Source organism: Pseudoalteromonas sp. NEC-BIFX-2020_002 (assembly GCF_013002825.1).
Taxonomy (GTDB): Bacteria; Pseudomonadota; Gammaproteobacteria; order Enterobacterales; family Alteromonadaceae; genus Pseudoalteromonas; species Pseudoalteromonas neustonica.
On the sequence record NZ_JABEPJ010000018.1, the window covers coordinates 1 to 23,954 of the forward strand.

The window sequence follows — 23,954 nt, forward strand, 5'->3', positions numbered from 1 at the left end:
GAGGCACTTAAACAGTGCTAATTAAATGTTTAAAACACTTAATTTAAATAAATGGTGCCGACTAACCGAGTCGACGGGTAACTTAAACAGACTACTGATTACAAGTCAGCATCTTTTTCAAACTACCCTTATAAATGGTGCCGACTAACCGAGTCGAACGGTTGACCTACTGATTACAAGTCAGTTGCTCTACCAGCTGAGCTAAGTCGGCACACAAAACTGTGTGCTAAGGCACGCATAATAATGTTTAATCAATTGATTTAAACACTATTACTAAATAATGGTGCCCAGACGCGGAATCGAACCACGGACACGAGGATTTTCAATCCTCTGCTCTACCGACTGAGCTATCTGGGCAATTTCAGTTTTAATAGAAAACCATAAAGGATTTTCAATACATTCCCACTCAACTCTACTGACTGAGCTATCTGGGCGTGCGGCGTATTAAACTGGTTTTGCCCTTTTAAGTCAACTTTTTTTTTATTCTTTATAGTTGCTTGCACGGTTTTTCAACAAACTGTTTAATAAATGCAATAAACGCTGCTTTTTAAGACAACCAATTTAGCATTTCACTCAAGCTCTATAGTAATTTAATCTCTTTATGTATAACAAGACTAAAAACGTAGTGAATTATTCCGAGTAAATGATAGGATTGATTTAAGTACACAAGCAGCTGTTTAGATTGCGGTTGATAATAGACAAGTTGGATAATAAATGCAGAGTAAATTTTCTTCTCCTGTGAAAGGCTTATTGCCTCTTTTTTTAATAATAAACCTAGCGGTAACAGCACTCGCGGTTGTTGCTTATTCATTTTACCCAAGCCAGCAATTCGATATTAAAGCAACTAAAGATACGCCAAGCTTAATTGTATTGGCCGAGCAATTGAATGCACCTTTAGTTGATGCCCTGACCAGACCCGGGCAAGATAATGTAAAGCAGTTACTTGATTTAAGCTCTATCCTTAATAACGAGTTTGATTATTACCTCTATAGATATTCACCAACTCAACCACTGCAGCTAGTCTTTGCTAGTAATAAGGACAAGATTGAACCAATCAAGCTTCAACAGCATAAAGTTCAACAAGGGATCCTTCATCACCTGCTAAGCTTAAATGATCAGCCTGTTGGAGAATTAATTATAAGACAAAAAATCAGCTCGCCCTCTCTTTTACCACAACACTCAATTGAGTTGGCTATAGCTTTAGCCATAGCTGCTTTTATTTGTCTATTTTTGTTAGCTTTATTTTTCAATGTGTATATCAATACACGGATCCGTAAAAGCAGTGATTTACTTGCTAATGAGTTAGAGGGCATTACCAAATCAGGTAACTATAAAAGTAGTGTAAATGAGCAGCTTGATCTAGGCCTTAATATTGTGGCTAAAAATATCAACCACCTACTTGAGCAAGTACAAAACGCAATAAATAATAATGACGTCGCACAGCAAGATTTACATAAGCTACAAAGTAGCCTAGAAACTGAGGTTCATAACCGTACTTTAGCCCTTGAAAAAGCGAGTCAAAGAGCTGAACAAGCCAGTGAAGCAAAAACCACGTTTTTAGCGACTATGAGCCACGAAATACGCACACCAATGAATGGTGTTATTGGTACAATTGATTTACTACGCCAAACAGAGCTCGATGGCGCACAACATCGTCTAAGTACAATAATACGTGAATCTGCATTTTCTTTATTAGGTATTCTTGATGACATCCTCGACTTCTCAAAAATTGAAGCCGGAAAATTAAATATCGACCCAATCCCATTTTCAGTATCCGATACTATTGAAGAAGTGGCTCGTGTTTTATCATCAATTGCCAAAAAACGTCAATTAGAGCTAGAGCTCGCTATTGCCCCTGATATTCCAATTAACCTAATTGGTGACACAGTGCGTGTTCGCCAAGTACTTTATAATTTATGTAGTAATGCAATTAAGTTTACCAGTACCGATGATAAACGCTTAGGACATGTGCGTATTGCCGTAGAGGTAGCACAAAATACAGCCGACCACTTTACTCTACGCTTTAGTGTTAGCGACAATGGTAAAGGCATGAATCAAGCGCAACTGCGTGAAATATTTAATCCCTTCATTCAAGCTGAGGGGTCTATTACTCGCGAATATGGCGGCACGGGTTTAGGCTTATCTATCTGTAAAAGTTTAACTGAATTAATGTTGGGATCTATTGAGGTTACCAGTGATATAGGTATCGGTAGTGATTTTGTTGTTGAGCTACCATTTAGCACTGAGAACACCATAAAGTATGCCCACAAAAACACACTAAAAGACCACCGCGTAGTACTTGTTACTGACCACCCGACTCGACAGCAAACACTTAATCGTTACCTATCCTTTATGGGCGCTAAAACAATCGTCACACAAAGTCCACAACAGATAGAGGAACATCAAGATAGTCACGGGGTGATTTGGGTACTTGATGGTATAGACTCAATGGACGATATAAATTACCTGTTACGCCGATTACTTTATACGCTAGAGGATAATAACCAACAAGTGGTTGTGCTAAGCAAGTTAGACGAAGCTGCAATAAACCATAAAAACATTTTTTACCTAAATGCTGCGCCTTTATGTAAATCAAACTTTATGATGTCTCTGCTAGTTGCTGCTGGTTTACACACGCCTAGACAAGTAAAGCCAGTTAAAACACTAAATAATTACTTGAATGTTGAACAAGCCAGAGAAGAAAATAAACTCGTATTGCTTGTTGAAGACAATATTTTAAATCAACAGGTATTAACCGATCAGTTGCATTTACTTGGTTATGGGGTTGAAGTCGCTGATAATGGTGAGCAAGGTTTAAAAATGTGGCAAACAGGTCGTTACCCACTTATTTTAACTGATTTGCATATGCCAAAAATGTCTGGTTACGACATGGTAGAAAAAATACGTGATGAAGCCGCTCTTTTAGAAGATATAAACGCTCAGCCTTATGTTATTGCGGTAACTGCAAATGCATTAAAAGGCGAGAAAGAGCGCTGTTTAAATGCCGGTATTAATGATTTTATAACAAAACCCATTGAGCTCAATACCCTTGAAGCAACACTTGAGCAATGGAGTGTAAAAAGCAAACAAGGGCCATTGCCAGACGCTATAAGCAAACCTGTTACACCGATTAATATGGATGTACTTGCTAAATATATTAATAACGATGAGGCAAAACAAATTCGTTTTTTCAAAATGTATTTAGAGCAAAGCCATATATTAACAAAAGATATCAATACGGCCATTATGACAAATGACTTTGAAAGCATTGTTGAGGCATGCCATCAGCTAAAGTCTATATCTAAAACTATTGGCGCTGAAAAAATTGCAGAGTTAGCTGAAGAGTTTGAAAGCCATGCTAAAGAACAAGATTTAACTAGTGATCAACTAATTGAGCAACGCGATAACCTAGAAATTGAATACTCGAAAGTGGCAATGTTTCTAAAAGAACAAGTGCGAAATGCCGAAAAACAAGATGAACTCAACGAATGAGTTAATTGAGTTAAATAAAAAGGGCTAAATTAGCCCTTTTTATTTGCTTTGAAAACTATTTTTCTGGTGGACGGTAACCTTCAATTTCCACATCTTTATCTTCAAATAAAAAACCAACCATTTGCTCTTCTAAAAAAGTACGATGCTCAGGATCCATCATATTTAAATGTTTTTCGTTAATCAGCATTGTTTGCTTATGTTGCCATTGTGCAAATGCTTCTTTTGAAATGTTATTAAAAATCTTTTCACCAAGCTCACCTGGGTAAAGCTGAAAACCAAGCCCTTCGGCTTCTTTTTGTAATTTTTGACAAAATACAGTGCGTGCCATGATTGCTCTCTTGTGCTCTGTTAAAACGATATTAGCTAGTGTAAACCATTGCGCTGATTTGTTTAACTAGCTTTTTAGTTGGAGCCGCTAAACCGACCTCGATTGACTCATCAAGTGGGTACCATACTAATTGCCGTTCATTTACCACATCGGGTACTTTATGCAAAATAAGTACATGCGGGTTAATGGTTAATTCAAAGTGCGAAAATACATGGGTAAACGGCTCAACGGCCTCGGTTACCACATCAAGCCCTTGCTGCGCTAAAAAAGCATCTAACTGAGATTTTTGCTCGAATTCAAAAAAACTAAATAAACCGCCCCAAATTCCGGAACTAGGTCTTTTTTCCATTAAGACTTTATCATCACATTGAATAATTAATTGATGACATGCTTTCTTAGGCACTGCCTTTTTTGGTTTAGAATGCGGAAATTGTTTCACCTGCTCCGTTTTATATGCTCCACAACGCGATCGCAACGGGCAAGGCTCGCAATCAAACTTACTACGAGAGCAAAGGCTAGCGCCTAAGTCCATCATTGCTTGGTTGAACTGCGTTACTTGCTTTTCCGGGGTTAACTGCTCTGATAGTTGCCAGAGTTGATTTTCAACTTTCTTTACCCCATACCAACCTTCAATCATAAAAAACCGAGCAAGCACACGCTTTACATTACCATCTAAAATTGGGTGATGCTGACCAAGTGACAGCGATAAAACCGCCCCAGCGGTCGAGCGCCCTATTCCGGGCAAGGCAACAACTTCATCTAACGTTGTTGGGAACTCACCATTGTATTGATCTCGTACTATTTTTGCCGTTTTATGCAAGTTACGCGCTCGGGCGTAATAGCCCAATCCCGTCCAGTGATGCAGTACTTGGTCTTCATCTGCATTTGCTAAAGCAATAATATCAGGAAAACTTTGCATAAACTTTTCAAAATAAGGAATAACAGTAACGACTTGGGTTTGTTGTAGCATCACCTCAGACACCCAGACTTTATAAGGTGTTTTATTTAATTGCCAAGGCAAGGTTTTACGCCCATAAAGATGATACCAATCGACTACTTGCTGTGAAAACCAGCTTGTTTCACTGTTGTTTAACTTCAAAATAACTACTTTTTTAAACCCGCCCCTTAATGGCGCTCAGTCTATTGCAGTGAGTTAAAATATCAAGTTATAAACATGCGCAAAAGATAAGGCCTTGTGATCAACGCCGTGGTCAGGGATAATATGCCACCATTTTAAGACATGTTGTTTTCATCAGGCCAAAATATATGAGTGATTCAAGTAACGATAACCTTGAGCAAGCGAAGCAAGAAGGTAGATATATTCGTACAATTCGCAGCTTTGTTAAACGCGAAGGTCGTTTGACTAAAGGACAAGCTGCGGCAATTGAAAAATGCTGGCCAACTATGGGGCTTGAGCATCAACAGGGTATGCTTGATTTAGCCCAAGTATTTGGTAATGACAACGATGTTGTTTTAGAAATCGGTTTTGGTATGGGTAAGTCATTGGTCGAAATGGCCAAAAGCGCACCGCACCTTAATTTTATCGGTATTGAAGTACACCGCCCAGGTGTTGGTGCATGTTTGATGGATGCTGATGAAGCAGGCATCACTAATTTACGTATTTTTGAACATGACGCTGTTGAAGTATTTGCTGATTGTATTGCACAAGGCAGCATTACCACAGTGCAATTATTCTTTCCGGATCCATGGCATAAAAAACGCCATCACAAACGCCGTATCGTACAACCAGCATTTGTTGAAAGCCTGCGCAGTAAATTAAAAATTGGCGGTGTTTTTCACATGGCAACTGACTGGGAAAACTACGCTGAGCACATGCTCGAAGTAATGCAAACTGCTGAACACTTTAAAAACCAGTCAGAAACTAACGATTACGTACCACGACCTGATTTACGTCCTTTGACGAAATTTGAGCAACGCGGTCATCGTTTAGGCCATGGCGTTTGGGATTTAATGTTCGAACGCATTAGTTAAATCAATTAATTTTAAGGCAAAGCCATTTATGAGCGCATTAACCAACCCAAGTTCACTTTTACTACGCAATAGCGCAAACCTAACGGCGGACTCTATTTTAGTGGTTAATTTTGTACAAGATGGCTTTTTGTCACAGCTACAGCAGTTAAATCCAAACAGCAAGATTACAGCCTTCAGCTACAATCATGCTAATGGTGAGTTTGCTAAAAACATCAATGATATTGATGTGTGTGTTAGCCATGAAATAGCAAGTAAACATTTTGACTTAGTTATCTATTACTACCCAAAAGCAAAACCAGAAGCCTTGATGACACTTGATAATATACGCGCTGTTATTAACCCTGATGCCGAATTATTGGTTGTTGGCGAGAATAAAAGCGGCGTAAAATCGATTGAAAAGCAATTTAGTTGCCACTGCGAGTATAGTAATAAAATTGATAGCGCTCGTCATTGTGCCTTGTATTTATTTTCAGACATAAAAACGTTAGCTGAATTTGCAATAACTCGTTATCACAAACAGTTTAGTGTTGATGTTGCGGGGATTAGTTTCAATGCAATCAGTATTCCAGGCGTATTTAATCACGGTGAGCTTGATGGTGGTACAAAAATACTGTTAGAGAATGCACCGGCTATTAAATCTGGTAATGTACTCGACTTTGGTTGTGGTGCAGGCCTTATTGCTACCTTTTTAGGTCTAAAAAACCCAGCATTGGATTTTACCTGTACAGATGTAAGCGCCCTTGCCGCTTATGCAACTACGCAAACGTTGGCATTAAATGCGGTAAACGGCAAAGCTTTACTTAGTAATGGTTTAGCTAATGTGACTGGGAAGTTTGAGCTTATTATTTCAAACCCACCATTTCATACCGGTATCGCGACTGACTATACTGTAGCCGAACAATTTTTAAGTGGGGCTAAGCAACACTTAACTAAACAAGGTAAACTAACGATTGTTGCTAACTGCTTTTTGAAATACCCGCCTATTCTAGAAACTCAATTCGGCACTTATCAAACCGTGCATAAAACGAATAAATTTTCAGTTTATAGCAGTTAATTACCAGGCTTCCCCACATTCAGGTCAGGCTTCAATGAAGCTGCTAAATAATAAAAAATGGCAGCTTTTTAACAATTTTTTTATATTTTTAGTCTCTTTGCTAGGTTTTTGCTAAACTTACGGCTACTTAAACAAAAAAACAATATTCAGGCTTCATTCCGACAATGCCTAAACCGATACCACAAACAAGTATACGTAAAGCTCTGATCAGCGCAGTAATGTTTGTTACAGCTTTGTGCTTATCCCTATCGATTTCAATTTCGACTTACCTTGATGTCAAAGAGCAAAAGCTATTAATTATCAATAAACTGAATATTCTTGCTGAAATCACAGCATTTAACGCTCAAGTAACGGTATTATTTGAAGATAGGAAAACCGAAGAACAACGACTTAAGTCATTTGAAAGCATTCCATTAGTTAAAAACATCCACATTTATGCTATTGATGAGATATCTAATAAAGCCGTTTTTTTCACCAGTTTCAATGCTAAAAAAACCCCTCCAGTACCAATACGCGTTGATAACATTGAAGAGTTAAAAGAACCAAAAATAACTGAAAACTATATAGAATTAATAAAACCAATCATGTACGAAAATGAAGTTAAAGGATACGTTTATATACGTGGTGGTTTAGAGCGTCTTAATGCCTACATAAATAAAAAGATCATTGTTGATCTCATTCTGACCTTATTCGTTTTAGTGCTGGTTTACTTTGTCGCCAAGCGGATACAAAAACGAATTGTTGATCCAATCGATCAAGTAACCCTTTTACTACAAGATGTGTCAAAAAATCATAACTATAGTGCTCGTGCACCAAAGACTAACATTACCGAGATAAATATTTTATCGAGTAGTTTGAATATTATGCTGACCCGTACACAAAACCAAATTGAAAGGCACAAGAACGATAAACAAGAAATAAAGCAGCTAAACCAAAGCTTAGAAGAAAAAGTTAATCAACGTACCATTGCACTGCGTGAAGCAAATCAAGAGCTATTAGATACCCTTGAGAGAATGCATCAATATCAAAATCAAATTGTCGAAAGCGAGAAAATGGCGTCTCTTGGTCAAATGGTTGCAGGGGTTGCTCACGAAGTAAATACACCAATTGGTTTAGGGATCACGGGTTCAACTTTGTTACGCGATAAATTAGCTGAGATCAGTGCCGGATTTGATCAGAAAAAACTTACGTCAAATCAACTCAAGCGTTTTATTGACGATGGTTTAGAAAACCTAGATTTAATTTATAGAAACCTCAATAGAGCTGCGGAGCTTATTTCAAGCTTTAAAAAAGTTGCCGTTAGTCAAGATGGGGAATTAAATGCTTTAGTTAATATCAGTGAGTTAATTTCTGATGTATTACTCTCTATGCGTACTGACTTAAAGTCAAAAGACCCTAAAATAACAACTCATTGCCCATCCACCTTAGTTATGGAAACTAAAGCTGGACCATTGCAGCAAGTGATACAGCAGCTATTGAGTAATTCATTAATTCATGGCTTTAAAGATAGCATCGATAATGAAATTGAGCTCACTGTCGAGCGCAACGAAAGTAGTTTAATCATTCATTATACCGATAATGGTATTGGCGTAGATAAATCAATTAAGAAACGTATTTTTGACCCATTTGTAACCACTAAACGCGGAGAAGGTGGCAGCGGTCTAGGTATGCATTTAGTTTACAACTTAGTAACGCAAGCCTTAGGTGGGAGTGTTTATTTTGATGAACAAAACCAAGATGGCACCCGTTTCATCATCACATTGCCATTAAAAGAGGCAACTAAAAGATGATTGCTCGGGTTGTTTTGTTAACTATTTTGGCGTTTACTCCCTTTTTATTGCAAGCAAAATCACCAGAGCAAGTAAAGTCTGCTTTCCTATATCAGCTAACAAAGTTTATAGAATTCCCTCGAAACGATGAAAATAGACAAATAACTTTTTGTTTTTATGATATTGAGCAAGGCATAGGCGCGATATTAAAGGGTAATTCGACACTGAAAATTAAAGATGTCCCCATTGCCGTCGTCTTAATTAATAAAAACCAACATATTTCTGAACTTTCTCGCTTTTGCGATATCACATACATTGATGAAACATTAGAAGATGATATAATCCCTCTTTGGATCGATGCTACTTCCTTAGACACCTTAACAGTTGGTGAAAGCATCAATTTTTTAGATAAAGGTGGTGTTGCCTCCTTGGTCCAAGAAGGGAATAAAATCCGACTGTATATCAATAAGCAACAGCTATTGCGTAGTAATTTTAAAGTGCAATCTCGAATATTAGCTGTTTCTAAATTTCATCCAAATTGATTTTACTTGTTAACAAATGGATATACTCCTATAATCTCTGTATTCGGTTTTATAATACAATACCGAATTAATTGTAAATAAAATATTCCGAAAAAGGTTAATTAATAATGCAAACGCCAGTCATTCTGATTGTAGAGGATGAAGACGTAACTCGACTAAACCTCGTTAGTTTATTTGAAGCTGAAGGTTACAAAGTTATTGAAGCCATTGATGGCGATGACATGCATGACAAGCTTACAAATAATGATGATGTTAATCTTGTAGTTATGGACATCAACCTGCCAGGCAAAAACGGGCTGATTTTAGCACGTGAATTACGTCAAAAGCGTAACGTAGGTCTTATTTTCCTAACCGGTCGTGATAATGATGTTGACCGTATTTTAGGCCTTGAAATTGGTGCAGACGACTATATAACTAAGCCGTTTAATCCTCGTGAGTTAACTATTCGTGCTCGTAATTTGATTTCTCGTACTGCACTTGGTGGTGAAGAATCAAACCTTGAAACAAATGGTGTAATCACGTTCAATGGTTGGGAACTTGATGAGAACAGCCGTTGTTTAACATCCCCTGACGGTGATGCTAAACGTTTACCTAAAGGTGAATACAGAGCACTACGCTTAATGCTAGATTCTCCAGGTCGTATATTTAGCCGTGAACAGCTAATAAAACATATGACTGGTCGTGAATTACGTGCAAATGACCGTACTGTTGATGTGACAATTCGTCGCATTAGAAAACACTTTGAAAGCGACAACAGCACATCTGAACTAATCAGCACCATTCATGGTGAAGGTTATCGCTTCATTGGTAAGATTGATAGTTAATATCAATCTTACCAAAACCCACAGCATTAACGTTCCAATTGCTGTAAGAATGAATGAAGGGCAATTTGTCCTTCATTTATTTTATCTGCTAAAACAGTTAGCCAGATATGTAAAACGTCTTCATCTTCCTCTATAGCGCCATGTTCCATTACTTTCGCATGTAACTGTACGTCATTTAAACCAACTGAGCCTGCGGCCCCTTTAAGCTTATGCGCAACAGACTTATACTCTTCACGATCACCATTAGCTAAAGAGGTCGCAAGTTCTTGTTGATATTGCGGGTTAAGCTTTTCAAATAAACTGCTACTACGCTTAAAAACTACTATGCCCATAGAGTTAACAAAGTCTTCTATTGTTTCAACATCGAGTAAATCAGTATTGATATGTGCTCCTGCCTCTTTACTTACTGTTAAGCGGGTTTCGTCGCACTGCTGAATTTGCTTTATATCAAACAATTCAGCCAACATTTTATCAAGCTTGGTGGTATTAATCGGCTTAGCTAAAGCACCTTGAATTGATATACCTTCAAGTTCTTCTTCAGCACTACGTACATTGGCCGTAAGAACAACAATCGGTAACTTATCAAAATAGTCATCTTCACGGATCTGTCTTGCAACCTCATCACCGTTAATGTCTGGTAGTTGCATATCAAGCAGTACTAAATCTAAATCATCTTCTGTCGCTACAAATGATAAAGCATCTTCCCCAGTTTCAGCCCAAATAACCTCATGACCACGTTGTTCAAGCAAATTGGTCGCAATTTCGGCATTCAATGGGACATCTTCAACGAGTAAGATATTCAAACTGCGACCCGCATAACTTTGTTCTGTGGGCGCGATGCACAATGACAGCGGTATCTCAACTACAAAGCAACTTCCCTCATCTTCAGTACTGCTAACATGGATCTCGCCTTGCATTGCACTGACTAAAGCTTTTGTTACCGCTAAGCCAATGCCTGAACCAATAGCATTAGTCCCTTTTAAATCCGGTGCTTTATAGTACATATCAAAAATTCGATGCAACTGCTCTTGTGGTATTCCCTGCCCTGTATCTGTAATACTCATAACCAACCATGGGCCGCATGCTCTATTTTCTCTACGACATTCAAGCTGTACTTGACCTTGTTTAGTAAACTTAACGGCGTTATTTATAAGGTTCCATACCACTTGACGTAAACGTGTGGGGTCAAGCTTTGCATATACATCCAACATACCTTTTCGTTGAATTTCAAACTCCAAACCTTTTTGTTCAGCTATTAATCCTGCAAAATTTACCACATCATTAATAAAGTCAGATACATTAATTGAGTCGGTAACAATATCAAGTTGTTCACGGTCAATTTTATCTAGATCAATAATGTCATTAAAAATATTGCCGAGTGTTTCTGCACTAGAAAATACCGTGTTACACCAGCTGCGCTGCTGTTTATCAAGCTCAGTATCAAGCAGCATTCGTGTTAAACCAACAATACCATTGAGTGGGGTTCGCAATTCATGGCTCAAAGTGGCAATAAATTTCCCTTTGTCTTTATAGGCAGTTTCAAGTGCTTGCGCTGCCTCTTTACGGCTAGTGATATCACGTCCAAATGCCAATAGCCCAATATATTCACCATCATCATTGATAAACGGTAATTTACGCATTTCAAACCAACGCTTTTCACTCCCTACCGGATATTCCACATCAAGCGTTAAGGCGGTATGAGTTTCTTCGACTTTATTATCGGTGATTAATACTTCAGGTAAAAAATGGGTTGGGTAAATTTCTTCTGCGGTTTTACCAATTAGTTCAAGACTTGATTTACCCATTACTTGTTCAAACATTTTATTACACCCAGCAAAAACGCCATTATTATCTCGGTAATAAAACAAGTCAGGAGAGGAGTCGACAATAGATCGTAATAACATACCTTGTTGCGCGAGCTCTTGTTGTGTCTTTTTACGCTCTGCAATTTCGTGTCTGAGCTCTTCGATTGCACGATGCTTGGCATGAAAAGCCATTTTCCGCTCATCTATCTCAATATTCAAGCGACTAATATTGTCTTTTAGTGTTTGATTTAAAAGCTTTTCTTGTTTAGTTGCCGTGTCTAAATAAGCATAGGATGCATCTAGCTGACGTATGGAGTTAATCAGCACGCTTATAATAATAGGAGAAACCACCGCAGTAAAAAAAACCACGGCAAATATATCAACTAACATTACCTCGCCAACAGCGACATAATAAAACATGCAAGATAAAATCAACGACACCACTATTAATAACGCATAGCAAATTGCTGCGGTTTTAAGCTCACCGAATCGGGTAATGGAACTGGAAAGTATTCGAGCCCAGGGACTCAAAGAAGAATCGATCATATATAAATCTGTCTCTTGGCTATGCGTTTAAACTTGGCAAACTTCGTAGCTATCAAAAATAACTAACATCTACGCATATTTTAGCATTTTTACATTAGCAATTTTCATGTTCCGCGACGAAAACAGAAAATTTTCATCTACCACGTATTTTTAAATTATTTCGTGTAAAATACTGCGCTTTACAATTGCCAACAACGAGACTTGCAATGCAAACCAACATGCCCGATATAGCAGATACGGCTCCCGCCTTACAAACTGGTAAATTAGACTGGGTTGGTATGGCTGATATTGAACTGCCGTTTATTTTTGAATCTCGGGGTCTTGCGCCTGTAAACGTTAATGCAAAAGCTCGCGCCTTTGTTAATCTTCACAAAGAAGATGCAAAAGGCATTCATATGTCGCGATTGTTTTTAGCATTAGATACCTTATCTACCGAACAACATGTTAACCCTAGTACCCTATCACAAGCTTTGGATACTTTTATTTCAAGCCATGAAGGGCTGAGTGATCAAGCAAAAATTGAATTTAAATTTGAGCTTCCACTGCGCAGAAAGTCACTTTTAAGCGGTAAAGCTGGCTGGAAAAGCTACCCTATCACTCTAGAGGCAAAAATTGACCGCGGGCAACTAAGCTTTGAACTAAGCCTTGATGTAACTTATTCGTCAACATGCCCATGCTCAGCGGCACTAGCGCGCCAACTTATTCAAAATGCCTTTGTGGAAAAATTTAACCAACAACCACTTAATCACGAAGAAGTAATTAATTGGCTTGGTAGTACAGATGGCATAATCGCAACGCCGCACTCACAACGCTCTATTGCTAACGTCAAAATTAAGTTAGATCGTAATATTACTGAATTTGATATTTTAAGCCTGGTAGATACACTCGAAAATGAGCTTAAAACCCCTGTTCAGGCTGCGGTTAAACGTGAAGATGAGCAAGAGTTTGCTCGCTTAAACGGTCAAAACCTGATGTTTTGCGAAGATGCGGCACGGAAAATAAAAGCCGTACTAGAAAGTGAACAATACGCTGATTACTGGTTACAAATAAATCATTACGAGTCACTGCATGCCCATGATGCTGTTGCAATTGCAGTTAAAGGCGTTGCCAATGGTTATCAACCTTAATATAAACCATACCCGTTTAATATAAATACGTAACACCACAACACTTAGGCACACAAATTGCTTTGTAATTTACAGTGTCAATTTGTTGTTGTGGAGTTACCGTATGGAATTCGCTTTATTATCAATTTTAGTTTTAGTCGTAGGGGCATCTGTTGTTGCGTCAAAGTTTACCGATGATGGCGGAAACCCTTACCCTTTCACCCGTAAAGATAGTGTATTTACGCAAGTTGAAAGTGCCTTTTTAAATCTTTTAGAACGTGCTGTTGGCGATCAATACAAGATTGTTAGCCGCGTTAAATTAATTGATATCATTGATTGCAAACATGGCTTATCGCCTAAAGCAAAACGTGCAGCTATTGCTAAAGCAAAGAACAAACAACTGGATTACGTATTAATCGATAAAGAAAAAATGACTATCGTTGCCGCTGTTGATTTAGTTAACAATGCAAATAAAGATGGCCACAAAGCGCAGCGCGATTGGTTTGTAAATGGTGCATTAGAGGCCGCTGGTATCCCGCATATTCGTATGAAAGTAAAATCGGGTTATCGCCCAAGCGAAGTACGAGACGCCATTATGTTTAAATTAGGCAAACCTGCTGCACCGAGTATTCGCCCAAGCCGAAATAGAGTGACCAAACCAGCAGTGTTATCTCCTTCGCAAGCAAAAGCCCATTCGACTGCACTAGCTGAAATATAGCAGCATCGGTAAAAACAAAATGCGAGTTTAGGCTCGCATTTTTTGTTTGTTTTACCCTACTCCCATTTTTGCAGTATAATCTAGCCATCTAATTCGAGGAATTTTAAATTATGAATGTTGGTATTATTGGCGCAATGGAGCCAGAAGTTAAAATTTTGCGTGAAGCGATGCAAAATCCACAAACTCTAACTAAAGCAGGTTTTACTTTTTATACTGGTGAGCTAGCAGGTAACACTGTTACTCTAGTCCAATCAGGTATTGGTAAAGTAGCGTCAAGTATTGCAACAACACTGTTAATTGATAACTTTAAACCTGATTGCGTGATCAATACGGGTTCTGCCGGTGGTTTTGATCCGTCATTAAGCGTGGGTGATGTTGTTATTTCTTCTGAAGTTCGTCATCACGATGTTGATGTAACCGCATTTGGTTACGAAATTGGCCAAGTGCCACAAATGCCAGCGGGTTTTGCCGCGCATCCTAAGCTAATTGACGCTGCGCAACAAAGTATTGAAAGCATTAGTGACGTTAAAACGTTGATTGGCTTAATTTGCACAGGCGATTCATTTATGTGTGACCCTGTACGTATTGATAAAGCCCGCGCTGACTTTCCTACAATGCTTGCCGTAGAAATGGAAGGCGCAGCTATTGCACAGGCCTGCTTTACACTTGAAACACCATTTGTTGTGATCCGCTCAATGTCTGACATTGCAGGCAAAGAGTCACCACAATCATTTGAAGAATATCTAGAAACCGCTTCAATTAACTCATCAAAAATGGTGCTCGCGTTACTAGAGAAGTTAACTGCGGTAACTCTATAACGTGTTACCCAATTTAGTTCAGCAACATTTGGACTTTATTGTATTTATATTAGCGCTCCTGAGTGAGCGCTTTTTACCTCTGGTCAGTTGGTATCACCCCAATACATTTTTAACGGCCGTTTTTACTGCGCTTGGTAAACGTGTTTATCGTGAACGTGAACCAAAAAGCTACCTATATTTATCATCTTCCCTGTGTTTTATATTAACGCTTTTAGTGATCATGACATTGGTCGTTCTACTCATTGAATTTGCTTATTATCCTGAACTACTAGCCGGTTTAATACTTTACTTAAGTTTAGAATGGCGAAGTATAGAAACTAAAGCATTGCGTATCGCACGTTTAGTTAAGCAAAACCAAAAAGCAACTGCCCGAGAGTTATTAAAACCACTACTTGCCCGTCAAGTAAATGCGTTATCAAGCACTGGTATTTGTAAAGCTGCCATGGAGATGTTGATATTAAGAGTCGCGCGTCATTATTTTAGCGTTATCTTTATTTACCTGCTATTTGGACCAATGGCTGCATTGTCTTATCGTTTACTCACTTTGATGCACCAAGCTTGGCGTAAAAACACTTTGCCAAACAGCCCTTTTTTAAAGCCACTCGCTTGGCTTTTGTATATTATTGAGTGGCTGCCCACCCGATTATTGGCTTTGACAATTGCAGCCAGTAAAGCCAGCAAGCTGAGCATTCATTATATAAAACATTATGGTAGACACTTCTATCAAACTAATAGTGGTTGGTTATTAAGCTGTTGTTCTGCATCGGTCGGCGTGCAATTAGGCGGGCCTGCGATTTATCAAGGCACTCGTTTTGATAAAATGCGCATAGGCACCGAGCGCTTACCTCAAGCAGCCGATATTCCGATACTTTTGAGCCAGCTCAATCAAGCTCGAGTTTTTTGGTTATTGCTTATTTTTGGCATTGAGATAATTAAAACAATTATATAAAAAAACCAGCCGAAGCTGGTTTTAAAACTGAATTCTCATTCTTTACCTGTTAAGCACAGGTAATATTTGCAAACTTACGTTTACCTACTTGATAAATAGCCGTACTGCCTTTTTTAATTTCAAGCTTAGTATCAGTGACTTTTTCTTCGCCATTGATTTTAACCGCGCCTTGTTTAATCATACGCATCGCTTCAGAAGTACTCGCAACTAGCCCAGCTTCTTTAAGTAAGTTAGTAATAAATACTGTATCTTCGTCAATTGTTACTGTCATATCTGGGATATCGTCTGGTAACGCATTTTTCTGAAAACGTTTAATGAAGTCATCATGAGCGCCTGTAGCCGCTTCATCGCTATGAAAACGCGCAATCATTTCTTTTGCTAAATCAATTTTAATATCGCGCGGGTTAGTACCTTGTGCAACTTTATCTTTAAGGTCAGCAATTTCATCAATTGACAAGCTACTTAGCAAATCATAATAACGCCACATTAATTCATCGCTAATTGACATGATTTTGCCAAACATGTCGTTAGGCGCATCAGTGATACCAATATAATTGCCTAATGACTTAGACATTTTTTGCACACCGTCAGTGCCTTCTAACAACGGCATCATCAATACAGTTTGTGGTTTTTGGCCTTCGTCTTTTTGTAATTCACGACCCATTAGCAAGTTAAAACGTTGATCGGTACCGCCAAGCTCAACATCAGCTTCAAGAGCCACAGAATCCCAACCTTGCACCAACGGATACAAAAACTCGTGAATCGCTATTGATTGACCGCCAGCATAACGCTTTTTAAAGTCATCACGCTCAAGCATACGAGCAACCGTTTGACGAGCAGCTAATTTTATCATGCCTGCAGCGCCTAAATTTTCCATCCAGCTAGAGTTAAAAGCAACGGTGGTTTTAGCTGGATCAAGAATTTTAAATACTTGCTCTTTATATGTTTCAGCATTTGCTAATACATCTTCACGGGTAAGTGGTTTACGGGTAATATTTTTCCCCGTTGGATCACCAATCATACCGGTAAAGTCACCAATTAAGAAAATCACTTCGTGACCTAAGTCTTGGAATGTTTTCATTTTATTAATTAACACGGTATGACCTAAGTGTAAATCAGGGGCTGTTGGATCAAAACCCGCCTTGATCTTAAGCTTTTTACCCGATTTTAGCTTTTCAACTAATTCGTCTTCAATTAATATTTCTTCTGCACCGCGTTTTATCTCTGCAAGAGCGGTTTGTAAATCCACTGTGTATTACTCCAAAAAATTCAGTCTATGCGTTGATTCTAGCGTAAATCTGCCCCAGTTTAAATCTACAAAACACTGGTATTAACGCTTTATTAAGTATATCCTGCAATATTAGTGATTAATTATCTTGACAGCAGAAAAAGGCACCTTATGGTTCACGTTGTGCACAAAATCCCAAAAAAACACAAGTTGCTTATTTTAGGTTTAGTTTCTGCTATTGCTGCCCTAACACTTATTCCTTCAGAGAAAGCCACCGCTTCTAAAGACAATAACGCAGATGCACTTGAAATCGGAAAGCGTTATGAGTTACAAGTTAAAGTTGATGACATTGAGCAATTAACTGAATTAAATTCGCAAGAAGACGCAGCAAAGCTACCCGAATATGACCTAATCGATTTTAAAGTAAAGAACGGTGACAATTTAGCACTGATTTTTAAACGCGCAGGTTTTAACGCACAAACCGTTCATAAACTTCTGAACACCAATGCTGAAACCCGTAAGCTAACTAAAATTCATCCTGGCGAAATACTCAGTTTCGCCACAGCTGAAGATGGCTCGTTAGCGCAGTTACGTTACGTAATTTCAAAAACAGACACTCTATTCGTTACCTTAAATGACGAGGGTAACTACGATACATCTATTGATAGTAAAGAAATAGAGACTTTAACCGCTTCAACGGGCGGTGAAATCACCAATAGCTTTTGGACTTCAGGTATTGCTGCAGGCTTAAGCGAACGCCAAATTATGAACTTTGCTGATATTTTTGGCTGGGACGTGGATTTTGCCAATGATATCCGTAAAGGCGATCAGTTCGGCTTAATTTACGAATCTCATTATGTTGATGGTGAATTTATTGGTACGGGTAAAATTATTGCCGCTGAGTTTATTAACCAAGGCCAACGTTATGCGGCTATTCGCCACAGCGATGATACTTTTTATACGCCTGAAGGGCGTAGTATGAAAAAAGCCTTTTTGCGTGCACCGGTTAACTTTAAATACATAAGCTCAAGCTTTAACCCACGCCGTTTGCACCCAGTCACTAAAACTGTAAAACCACATAATGGTATTGATTATGCAGCACGTACTGGCACGCCAGTTGTATCATCTGGTAATGGTAAGGTAATTAAGTCAGGTTACAGTAAGTATAATGGTAACTATGTATTTATTAGCCACGGCACACAGTACGTAACTAAGTACTTACACTTAAATAAACGTGCTGTTAAAACTGGTCAAAAAGTTAAACAGGGCCAAAAAATTGGTACTGTAGGCGCAACTGGCCGCGTAACAGGCGCTCACTTACACTATGAGTTTTTAGTTAACGGCGTTCACCGTAACCCTAAAACAGTTAAGCTACCAAAATCTGAACCACTGCCACGCGCGGAACTTGCTAAGTTCAAGCCAATCGCAGATAACTTTTTAGCGCAGTTAGAGCGCAACAGAGAGCTACAAGTAGCGCTTAAGTAAGCTGTAAGCTGTAAGCTGTAAGCTGTAAGCTGTAAGCTGTAAGCTGTAAGCTGTAAGCTGTAAGCAATTCTAAAAACCGTTGTTATGTAAGTAGCAACGGTTTTTTTGTTGAACTGTTTGATGTGATGCGATCCCTAATCCCCCTGCACACCTCTCATCATGCGCTTTTTATTAATAGGAAACGCAATTGGCGTTCACCTTACGTGATGAATATGTATCCAAATTCCCATCAGTGACGTTAAACCTTGTGAGGTTAAATCGTTATTGTCTAAAAAGCTGAAAGCTTGACTTCCCACATAATGGTTCATGAATAGCTCATTATCGCTTTTAGACATCCGATAATGCAGTGCCTTGATGCAGACTGACAGGATATTGTTCGTTGGGTTTCGCGGTGTTCAACCACAATCTATGTAGCCAATTTTAACGCCGAGCAGCTTAAAACTTACCGCTCCTAGCTGCCCTGAACCTGACGGCTGACGGCTGACGGCTGACGGCTGACGGCTGACGGCTGACGGCTGACGGCTACGCTCTACCTCACCAACATATAAATCAATTGCACCACCAATGAAATCATCACCAGTGGCCAAATATATTTTGCATATTTAGTGGCGCCATCGAGGCCCATTTTCGACTGATACTTTTCAAGTAATGGCACTAGAATCATGAGTGCGACAAACAGTGAAATTAAAATCACGAAGATATTCATAGCATTCCTTATTTATTCAATATCTATCGAGTATACCTAGGGTCTGTTTATCTTTCGAGGTTAAATTTGCAGCTGCGCGTTTGGTTTTTAGACAAGGCAGAGCCTATGTAGTGTGGTTATTCCCCATAAATAGGCGATAACGCGGCATAAATGCCAAACATGCGCTGCCCGAAGGGTTCTGCCTAGGGGCGATTAACTCTTTGTTGCCTACACGGATGTAGGTAAAGGGCGTGAGCAGGACGCGGAAGCTTTGCTCGATTTTTACTTAGCCCACTAGGTTACAAATCTCGCGCCGCGATTAAATCGCCCCTAGTTTGAACAAATTTTAACCCTAAAAGGTCAACAGACCCTAAGGGCAAAAAAAAGCGCAGTCTACACTGCGCCAGTCGGTTGGAAGTAAATCTTATTTAGTTATTGTTAGCCTACCAATGCTAACAAAATACCGGCAGCGACTGCACTGCCCAATACACCCGCTACATTGGGGCCCATAGCATGCATTAACAAGAAGTTATGTGGGTTATTTTCAAGGCCAACCTTATTTACAACCCGCGCAGCCATAGGGACTGCTGATACTCCTGCGGCGCCTATAAGTGGATTAATTGGCGATTTAGAAAACTTGTTCATTCCTTTTGCCATAAATACACCCGATGCAGTACCGATAGAGAATGCTAAGGCACCTAAAACTAAAATACCTATTGTTTCTATGGTTAAAAATTTATCGGCCGCTAACTTAGAGCCAACAGCTAAACCGAGGAAAATCGTTGTAATATTAATAATCTCGTTTTGAGCACTGTTACTTAAACGATCTACCACACCTGATTCACGCATTAAGTTACCTAAGCAGAACATACCAACTAATGGTGTTGCCGCTGGTAAAAATAAGATGGTTAAGCTTAATACCATTAGAGGGAAAATAATTTTTTCCTTTTTCGATACTGTACGAAGCTGTGGCATCTTAATTTGACGCTCTTCTGGTGTTGTTAGTGCGCGCATGATTGGTGGCTGAATAATTGGCACCAACGCCATATATGAATAAGCCGCGACCGCGATTGCACCAAGTAAATCAGGAGCAAGCTTTGAGGCTAAGAAAATTGCCGTAGGGCCATCTGCGCCACCTATAATTGCGATTGCCGATGCATCCTGCAAAGTAAATTCGAATCCTGGTACATAGTTTAATAAGATAGCACCGAATAATGTCGCGAAAATACCAAACTGAGCCGCCGCACCAAGCAATAACATACGTGGGTTAGCAATCAAGGCGCTAAAGTCCGTGAGCGCACCAACGCCCATGAATATTAATAACGGAAATACACCTGTATCAATACCAATGTGATAAACGTAATATAATAATCCGCCGGGGTCTGATAAACCCGCTAAAGGAATATTTGTTAATATTGCGCCAAAGCCAATAGGTAATAATAGTAATGGTTCAAAATTACGTGCAATTGCGAGATACAATAACAAGCACCCCACCGCAATCATAATCAATGCCGGAAATGTAAAGTTCGCAATACCTGTGGCATGCCAGAGATTCAATAATGCTTCCATCCTACTTTACTCCTAGGCTAATGAAATCATGGCATCACCCGTGACAACCGAGTCACCTTCAGAAACTAGGATCTGAGCAATTGTACCTGCATGTGTAGCGCGGATCTCTGTTTCCATTTTCATGGCTTCCATGATCATTACTACATCACCTTCGTTAACCGTTTGCCCTGCTTTAACTTTAATTTTAAAGATATTACCGGCAAGAGGTGCATTCAATGTCTCCCCTGATGCGACTGAGGCAGACTGGGGAATTAACTCACTGTCTTTTAAAGTAACTTCTTTTAGTTCACCGCCTTGAGCAACAACTACATCATAAACTTTACCATCAACTTTTACGCTGTACTGCTCAGCAGTGACTGTTTTATTATTCGTTTTAGTTGGTTTTTCTGATTGAGCCGTTGGGGCCGCAGGTATTGCTTCGAATGCATCAGGGTTGTTACGGTTTTTAATGAATTTCAAACCAATTTGTGGAAATAATGCATACGTTAGCACGTCGTCTATTTGCTCATCAGCAAGTATTAAACCTTGCTCTTGTGCTTCTTTTAATAACTCAGCTTGCAGCGTCTCAAGTTCTGGTTTTAATAAATCAGCAGGACGACAAGTAATAACGTCTGCACCATCAAGCACGCGCTCTTGTAGCTCTTTATTCATTGGCGCTGGTGTTGCTCCGTACTCACCTTTTAATACACCTGCCGTTTCTTTAGTGATTGTTTTATAACGCTCACCTGTCAGTACATTTAAAACAGCTTGTGTGCCTACAATTTGCGAGGTAGGTGTCACTAAAGGCAAGAAACCTAAATCTTCACGAACGCGTGGTATTTCAAGCAACACTTGATCAAGTTTATCTGCTGCGCCTTGTTCTTTAAGTTGATTTTCCATGTTAGTTAACATGCCGCCAGGCACTTGCGCTAATAATATACGACCATCAACACCTTTTAAACTGCCTTCAAATGCAGCATACTTTTTACGTACATCACGGAAGTAAGCGGCAATCTCTTCGAGCTGATTCAAATCAAGTTCAGTATCGCGCTCAGTTCCTTCAACTATAGAAACAATGGTCTCTGTTGCACTGTGTCCATAAGTCATACTCATTGAGGAAATAGCGGTATCAAGCATATCGATGCCAGCATCAATCGCTTTTTGATAGGTTGCTGTACTTAAACCTGTTGTTGCATGACATTGCATTGCAATTGGTATAGAAACCGTTTCTTTTAAACCTTTAATCAACTTTTCAGCATCATATGGTTTAAGTAAACCTGCCATATCTTTGATACAAATTGAATGACAACCAAGATCTTCAAGCTGTTTTGCAAGTGTTAGCCACATCTCCAGTGTATGGACTGGGCTTACTGTGTATGAAATTGTACCTTGTGCATGGGCACCAACTTTGATTGCGGCTTTGATTGCCGTTTCTAAATTACGCACGTCATTCATTGCATCAAAAATACGAAAGACATCTACACCATTTTTATGTGCACGCTCAACAAATTTTTCTACCACATCATCAGCATAATGACGGTAACCTAAAAGATTTTGACCACGTAACAGCATTTGTTGCTTTGTATTCGGCATTGCTTTTTTAAGGGCGCGAATACGCTCCCATGGATCTTCTCCTAAATAGCGAATACACGAATCAAATGTTGCACCGCCCCATGATTCGATCGACCAATAACCTGCATCATCAAGTTTTTCAGCAATAGGTAACATGTCATCTAAACGCATACGCGTTGCTAATAATGATTGATGAGCATCACGAAGTACCAGTTCTGTTAGTTTTAATTTAGCCATAAGTCACCCCTTATAATTTTTGTTTATTTTTGTACTGAGCGATGGCAGCACTAATTGCGGCAATGTGTGCATCTGGCACACCTTGCGCTTTGATTGATGGCGCACGAGCTGGTACATCTATAGGTTGCTCAAAACGACTCGCCACCTTAGACATTAATACAATTGCTGAAATCAACAATGAAAGAAAAACAAAAACGCCCACCATGCCTGTTGCCATCAAATTTGCTGCTGTCGCTAGTAACTCACCTATATTCATACTCTGCCCCTTTATATATTCAATACCTGATAGTTAACAAAGCAACAAAAGCAGGTAAAAAACCACTTTATATAAATAACTATGCAACAATCATATCAAAGTAATTAACCATTTCCAACACTTTGTAAATTGGTAAAACCAATTAATATAAAGCTAACATACCCACATTAAATTTAACACCCGACAAATCGCTATTATTTTTCAAGATATAGATGATAAAAATAGCGAATATAGCCAAAACTTATAAGCTATAGAATGCAAAGCTCCATCCCTATTTATGCAGTCTCTATATTTGATAATATTTCTTTTCTAAAAACCACTTAAATTAATTGGTCTTACCAATAGTGTGGTGATTTTACATTCCTTTTTTTACTTAAGAACAAGTTACACATAAAGCGTGTAAATATTTCCTATGAAACTGTTCCCTATAACGAATGAAAAAGTAAATAGCTGATTTTAAAGGACTTTAATATTGGCATGTAAATGGCATTATCTAATATGTACAAATTAACCAAGGAGAAAACAATGTTACGCTGGACAATTACATTTTTAGTTATTGCACTTATTGCTGCAGTGTTAGGTTTTGGTGGCATCGCAGGTGCCGCAGCAGGAATTGCTAAGATTATATTTTTTATCTTTTTAGTATTGTTAGTTATCTCTCTTGTATCAGGCGCACTACGTGGCAACGTGCCCAAGTAGCTGAGACAAAGTAACGCAACAGTATTACCACTATATTTATTTACAAGGAATTACATTATGAAATCTACAACAGTAAAAACAGCCGTTATCGCCCTTTTCGCTAGTTTTTTTATTATGGGTTGTGAAGACAATCACGCAGAAGAAGCAGGTGAGCGCATAGATGAAGCTGTAACCGATGTACAAAACAAAGTCGAAGACGCCTGTGAAAAAGTAAAAGAAGGTGTAAATGCTGAAGAAACAAACTGCTAATAAAGTAAGTTTAAAAAAACGACTCTTTTGAGTCGTTTTTTTTATTAGACTG

21 protein-coding genes and 2 tRNA genes are annotated in these 23,954 nt (G+C 38.9%); 13 read left to right on the forward strand and 10 right to left on the reverse strand.

Translation table 11 applies throughout. The features are described from left to right. Positions 1-135: 135 nt before the first annotated feature. Together HJP15_RS17165 and HJP15_RS17170 are read right to left on the reverse strand one after the other, a co-directional pair. Positions 136-211: transfer RNA gene (locus HJP15_RS17165), tRNA-Thr, on the reverse strand. 70 nt (positions 212-281) lie between these two features. Then, a tRNA-Phe gene (locus HJP15_RS17170) sits at positions 282-357 on the reverse strand. A 357-nt stretch (positions 358-714) separates the two neighbouring features. Between HJP15_RS17170 and HJP15_RS17175 the strand changes: the two genes are divergently transcribed. After that, a complete protein-coding gene (locus HJP15_RS17175) occupies positions 715-3,492 on the forward strand; it encodes a hybrid sensor histidine kinase/response regulator (RefSeq protein WP_054205431.1) in 2,778 nt (925 codons plus the stop codon). Between the two features lie 55 nt (positions 3,493-3,547). On the opposite strand, the gene HJP15_RS17180 is transcribed toward HJP15_RS17175, so the two are convergent. Together HJP15_RS17180 and mutY are read right to left on the reverse strand one after the other, a co-directional pair. Continuing rightward, on the reverse strand, positions 3,548-3,820 hold the full coding sequence (locus tag HJP15_RS17180) for an oxidative damage protection protein (protein ID WP_054205430.1): 273 nt from the start codon (positions 3,818-3,820) through the stop codon (positions 3,548-3,550). A 31-nt stretch (positions 3,821-3,851) separates the two neighbouring features. Further along, positions 3,852-4,919, reverse strand: a complete 1,068-nt coding sequence (gene mutY, locus HJP15_RS17185) for an A/G-specific adenine glycosylase (RefSeq protein WP_212760704.1) — start codon at positions 4,917-4,919, stop codon at positions 3,852-3,854. A gap of 167 nt (positions 4,920-5,086) precedes the next feature. Here mutY and trmB point away from each other — a divergent pair, with 167 nt between their 5' ends. From trmB to arcA, 5 genes are all read left to right on the forward strand, one after another. After that, entirely contained in the window at positions 5,087-5,812 is a 726-nt protein-coding gene (gene trmB, locus HJP15_RS17190) for a tRNA (guanosine(46)-N7)-methyltransferase TrmB (RefSeq protein WP_054205428.1), read from the forward strand. Positions 5,813-5,840: 28 nt separating this feature from the next. Next, positions 5,841-6,866 (forward strand): 16S rRNA (guanine(1207)-N(2))-methyltransferase RsmC, encoded by a 1,026-nt coding sequence (rsmC, locus tag HJP15_RS17195; RefSeq protein WP_170174229.1) that lies wholly within the window; start codon positions 5,841-5,843, stop codon positions 6,864-6,866. Between the two features lie 164 nt (positions 6,867-7,030). Then, positions 7,031-8,656 (forward strand): ATP-binding protein, encoded by a 1,626-nt coding sequence (locus tag HJP15_RS17200; RefSeq protein ID WP_054205426.1) that lies wholly within the window; start codon positions 7,031-7,033, stop codon positions 8,654-8,656. Continuing rightward, entirely contained in the window at positions 8,653-9,177 is a 525-nt protein-coding gene (locus tag HJP15_RS17205) for a YfiR family protein (RefSeq protein WP_054205425.1), read from the forward strand. Before HJP15_RS17200 ends, HJP15_RS17205 begins: the two co-directional genes overlap by 4 nt. A 107-nt stretch (positions 9,178-9,284) precedes the next feature. Then, entirely contained in the window at positions 9,285-10,001 is a 717-nt protein-coding gene (arcA, locus tag HJP15_RS17210) for a two-component system response regulator ArcA (protein WP_054205424.1), read from the forward strand. Positions 10,002-10,027: 26 nt separating this feature from the next. Here arcA and arcB read toward each other — a convergent pair whose 3' ends face one another. Continuing rightward, on the reverse strand, positions 10,028-12,352 hold the full coding sequence (arcB, locus tag HJP15_RS17215) for an aerobic respiration two-component sensor histidine kinase ArcB (RefSeq protein ID WP_054453212.1): 2,325 nt from the start codon (positions 12,350-12,352) through the stop codon (positions 10,028-10,030). Positions 12,353-12,558: 206 nt separating this feature from the next. On the opposite strand from arcB, the gene folE2 reads away from it, so the two are divergent. From folE2 to HJP15_RS17235, 4 genes are all read left to right on the forward strand, one after another. Further along, positions 12,559-13,479, forward strand: coding sequence for a GTP cyclohydrolase FolE2 (gene folE2 / locus HJP15_RS17220; RefSeq protein ID WP_054205422.1), 921 nt, complete (start codon positions 12,559-12,561; stop codon positions 13,477-13,479). Positions 13,480-13,582: 103 nt separating this feature from the next. Further along, the gene (locus HJP15_RS17225) at positions 13,583-14,176 is read left to right on the forward strand and encodes a DUF2726 domain-containing protein (RefSeq protein ID WP_170174230.1); all 594 of its coding nucleotides are present in this window, start codon (positions 13,583-13,585) and stop codon (positions 14,174-14,176) included. 110 nt (positions 14,177-14,286) lie between these two features. Then, positions 14,287-14,994: a 5'-methylthioadenosine/S-adenosylhomocysteine nucleosidase gene (mtnN, locus tag HJP15_RS17230; RefSeq protein WP_054453209.1), complete on the forward strand. Its 708-nt coding sequence runs from the start codon at positions 14,287-14,289 to the stop codon at positions 14,992-14,994. Between the two features lies 1 nt (position 14,995). Then, complete coding sequence (locus HJP15_RS17235; RefSeq protein ID WP_054205419.1) at positions 14,996-15,943, forward strand: cobalamin biosynthesis protein CobD/CbiB; 948 nt, start codon at positions 14,996-14,998, stop codon at positions 15,941-15,943. Between the two features lie 49 nt (positions 15,944-15,992). On the opposite strand, the gene tyrS is transcribed toward HJP15_RS17235, so the two are convergent. Further along, a complete protein-coding gene (gene tyrS, locus HJP15_RS17240) occupies positions 15,993-17,192 on the reverse strand; it encodes a tyrosine--tRNA ligase (protein WP_169327878.1) in 1,200 nt (399 codons plus the stop codon). A 150-nt stretch (positions 17,193-17,342) separates the two neighbouring features. Here tyrS and HJP15_RS17245 point away from each other — a divergent pair, with 150 nt between their 5' ends. Then, positions 17,343-18,656 carry a peptidoglycan DD-metalloendopeptidase family protein gene (locus tag HJP15_RS17245; protein WP_054205417.1) on the forward strand — a complete coding sequence of 438 codons (1,314 nt, stop codon included), beginning with the start codon at positions 17,343-17,345 and terminating at the stop codon, positions 18,654-18,656. A 395-nt stretch (positions 18,657-19,051) separates the two neighbouring features. On the opposite strand, the gene HJP15_RS17250 is transcribed toward HJP15_RS17245, so the two are convergent. The 4 genes from HJP15_RS17250 to HJP15_RS17265 form a co-directional block, all read right to left on the reverse strand. Continuing rightward, the gene (locus tag HJP15_RS17250; protein ID WP_170174231.1) at positions 19,052-19,243 is read right to left on the reverse strand and encodes a hypothetical protein; all 192 of its coding nucleotides are present in this window, start codon (positions 19,241-19,243) and stop codon (positions 19,052-19,054) included. Between the two features lie 536 nt (positions 19,244-19,779). Continuing rightward, on the reverse strand, positions 19,780-20,910 hold the full coding sequence (locus HJP15_RS17255; protein WP_054205416.1) for a sodium ion-translocating decarboxylase subunit beta: 1,131 nt from the start codon (positions 20,908-20,910) through the stop codon (positions 19,780-19,782). 12 nt (positions 20,911-20,922) lie between these two features. Then, positions 20,923-22,698: a sodium-extruding oxaloacetate decarboxylase subunit alpha gene (gene oadA / locus HJP15_RS17260; protein WP_054205415.1), complete on the reverse strand. Its 1,776-nt coding sequence runs from the start codon at positions 22,696-22,698 to the stop codon at positions 20,923-20,925. Between the two features lie 10 nt (positions 22,699-22,708). Next, the gene (locus HJP15_RS17265; protein WP_054453205.1) at positions 22,709-22,954 is read right to left on the reverse strand and encodes an OadG family protein; all 246 of its coding nucleotides are present in this window, start codon (positions 22,952-22,954) and stop codon (positions 22,709-22,711) included. Positions 22,955-23,479: 525 nt separating this feature from the next. Here HJP15_RS17265 and HJP15_RS17270 point away from each other — a divergent pair. Further along, positions 23,480-23,653, forward strand: coding sequence for a DUF1328 domain-containing protein (locus HJP15_RS17270; protein WP_064485886.1), 174 nt, complete (start codon positions 23,480-23,482; stop codon positions 23,651-23,653). A 57-nt stretch (positions 23,654-23,710) separates the two neighbouring features. After that, positions 23,711-23,902 (forward strand): hypothetical protein, encoded by a 192-nt coding sequence (locus HJP15_RS17275; RefSeq protein ID WP_054205413.1) that lies wholly within the window; start codon positions 23,711-23,713, stop codon positions 23,900-23,902. Positions 23,903-23,954 lie beyond the last annotated feature (52 nt).

Bases quoted from the DNA above. Each gene is read 5' to 3' on its own strand.
- mtnN (WP_054453209.1), top strand. From the start codon at position 14,287: ATGAATGTTGGTATTATTGGCGCAATGGAGCCAGAAGTTAAAATTTTG.
- HJP15_RS17275 (WP_054205413.1), top strand. From the start codon at position 23,711: ATGAAATCTACAACAGTAAAAACAGCCGTTATCGCCCTTTTCGCTAGT.
- trmB (WP_054205428.1), top strand. From the start codon at position 5,087: ATGAGTGATTCAAGTAACGATAACCTTGAGCAAGCGAAGCAAGAAGGT.
- HJP15_RS17255 (WP_054205416.1), bottom strand. From the start codon at position 20,910: ATGGAAGCATTATTGAATCTCTGGCATGCCACAGGTATTGCGAACTTT.
- HJP15_RS17225 (WP_170174230.1), top strand. From the start codon at position 13,583: ATGGAATTCGCTTTATTATCAATTTTAGTTTTAGTCGTAGGGGCATCT.
- folE2 (WP_054205422.1), top strand. From the start codon at position 12,559: ATGCAAACCAACATGCCCGATATAGCAGATACGGCTCCCGCCTTACAA.
- HJP15_RS17265 (WP_054453205.1), bottom strand. From the start codon at position 22,954: ATGAATATAGGTGAGTTACTAGCGACAGCAGCAAATTTGATGGCAACA.
- HJP15_RS17245 (WP_054205417.1), top strand. From the start codon at position 17,343: ATGGTTCACGTTGTGCACAAAATCCCAAAAAAACACAAGTTGCTTATT.
- oadA (WP_054205415.1), bottom strand. From the start codon at position 22,698: ATGGCTAAATTAAAACTAACAGAACTGGTACTTCGTGATGCTCATCAA.
- HJP15_RS17180 (WP_054205430.1), bottom strand. From the start codon at position 3,820: ATGGCACGCACTGTATTTTGTCAAAAATTACAAAAAGAAGCCGAAGGG.
- rsmC (WP_170174229.1), top strand. From the start codon at position 5,841: ATGAGCGCATTAACCAACCCAAGTTCACTTTTACTACGCAATAGCGCA.
- HJP15_RS17175 (WP_054205431.1), top strand. From the start codon at position 715: ATGCAGAGTAAATTTTCTTCTCCTGTGAAAGGCTTATTGCCTCTTTTT.
- HJP15_RS17270 (WP_064485886.1), top strand. From the start codon at position 23,480: ATGTTACGCTGGACAATTACATTTTTAGTTATTGCACTTATTGCTGCA.
- arcA (WP_054205424.1), top strand. From the start codon at position 9,285: ATGCAAACGCCAGTCATTCTGATTGTAGAGGATGAAGACGTAACTCGA.
- HJP15_RS17200 (WP_054205426.1), top strand. From the start codon at position 7,031: ATGCCTAAACCGATACCACAAACAAGTATACGTAAAGCTCTGATCAGC.
- arcB (WP_054453212.1), bottom strand. From the start codon at position 12,352: ATGATCGATTCTTCTTTGAGTCCCTGGGCTCGAATACTTTCCAGTTCC.
- HJP15_RS17205 (WP_054205425.1), top strand. From the start codon at position 8,653: ATGATTGCTCGGGTTGTTTTGTTAACTATTTTGGCGTTTACTCCCTTT.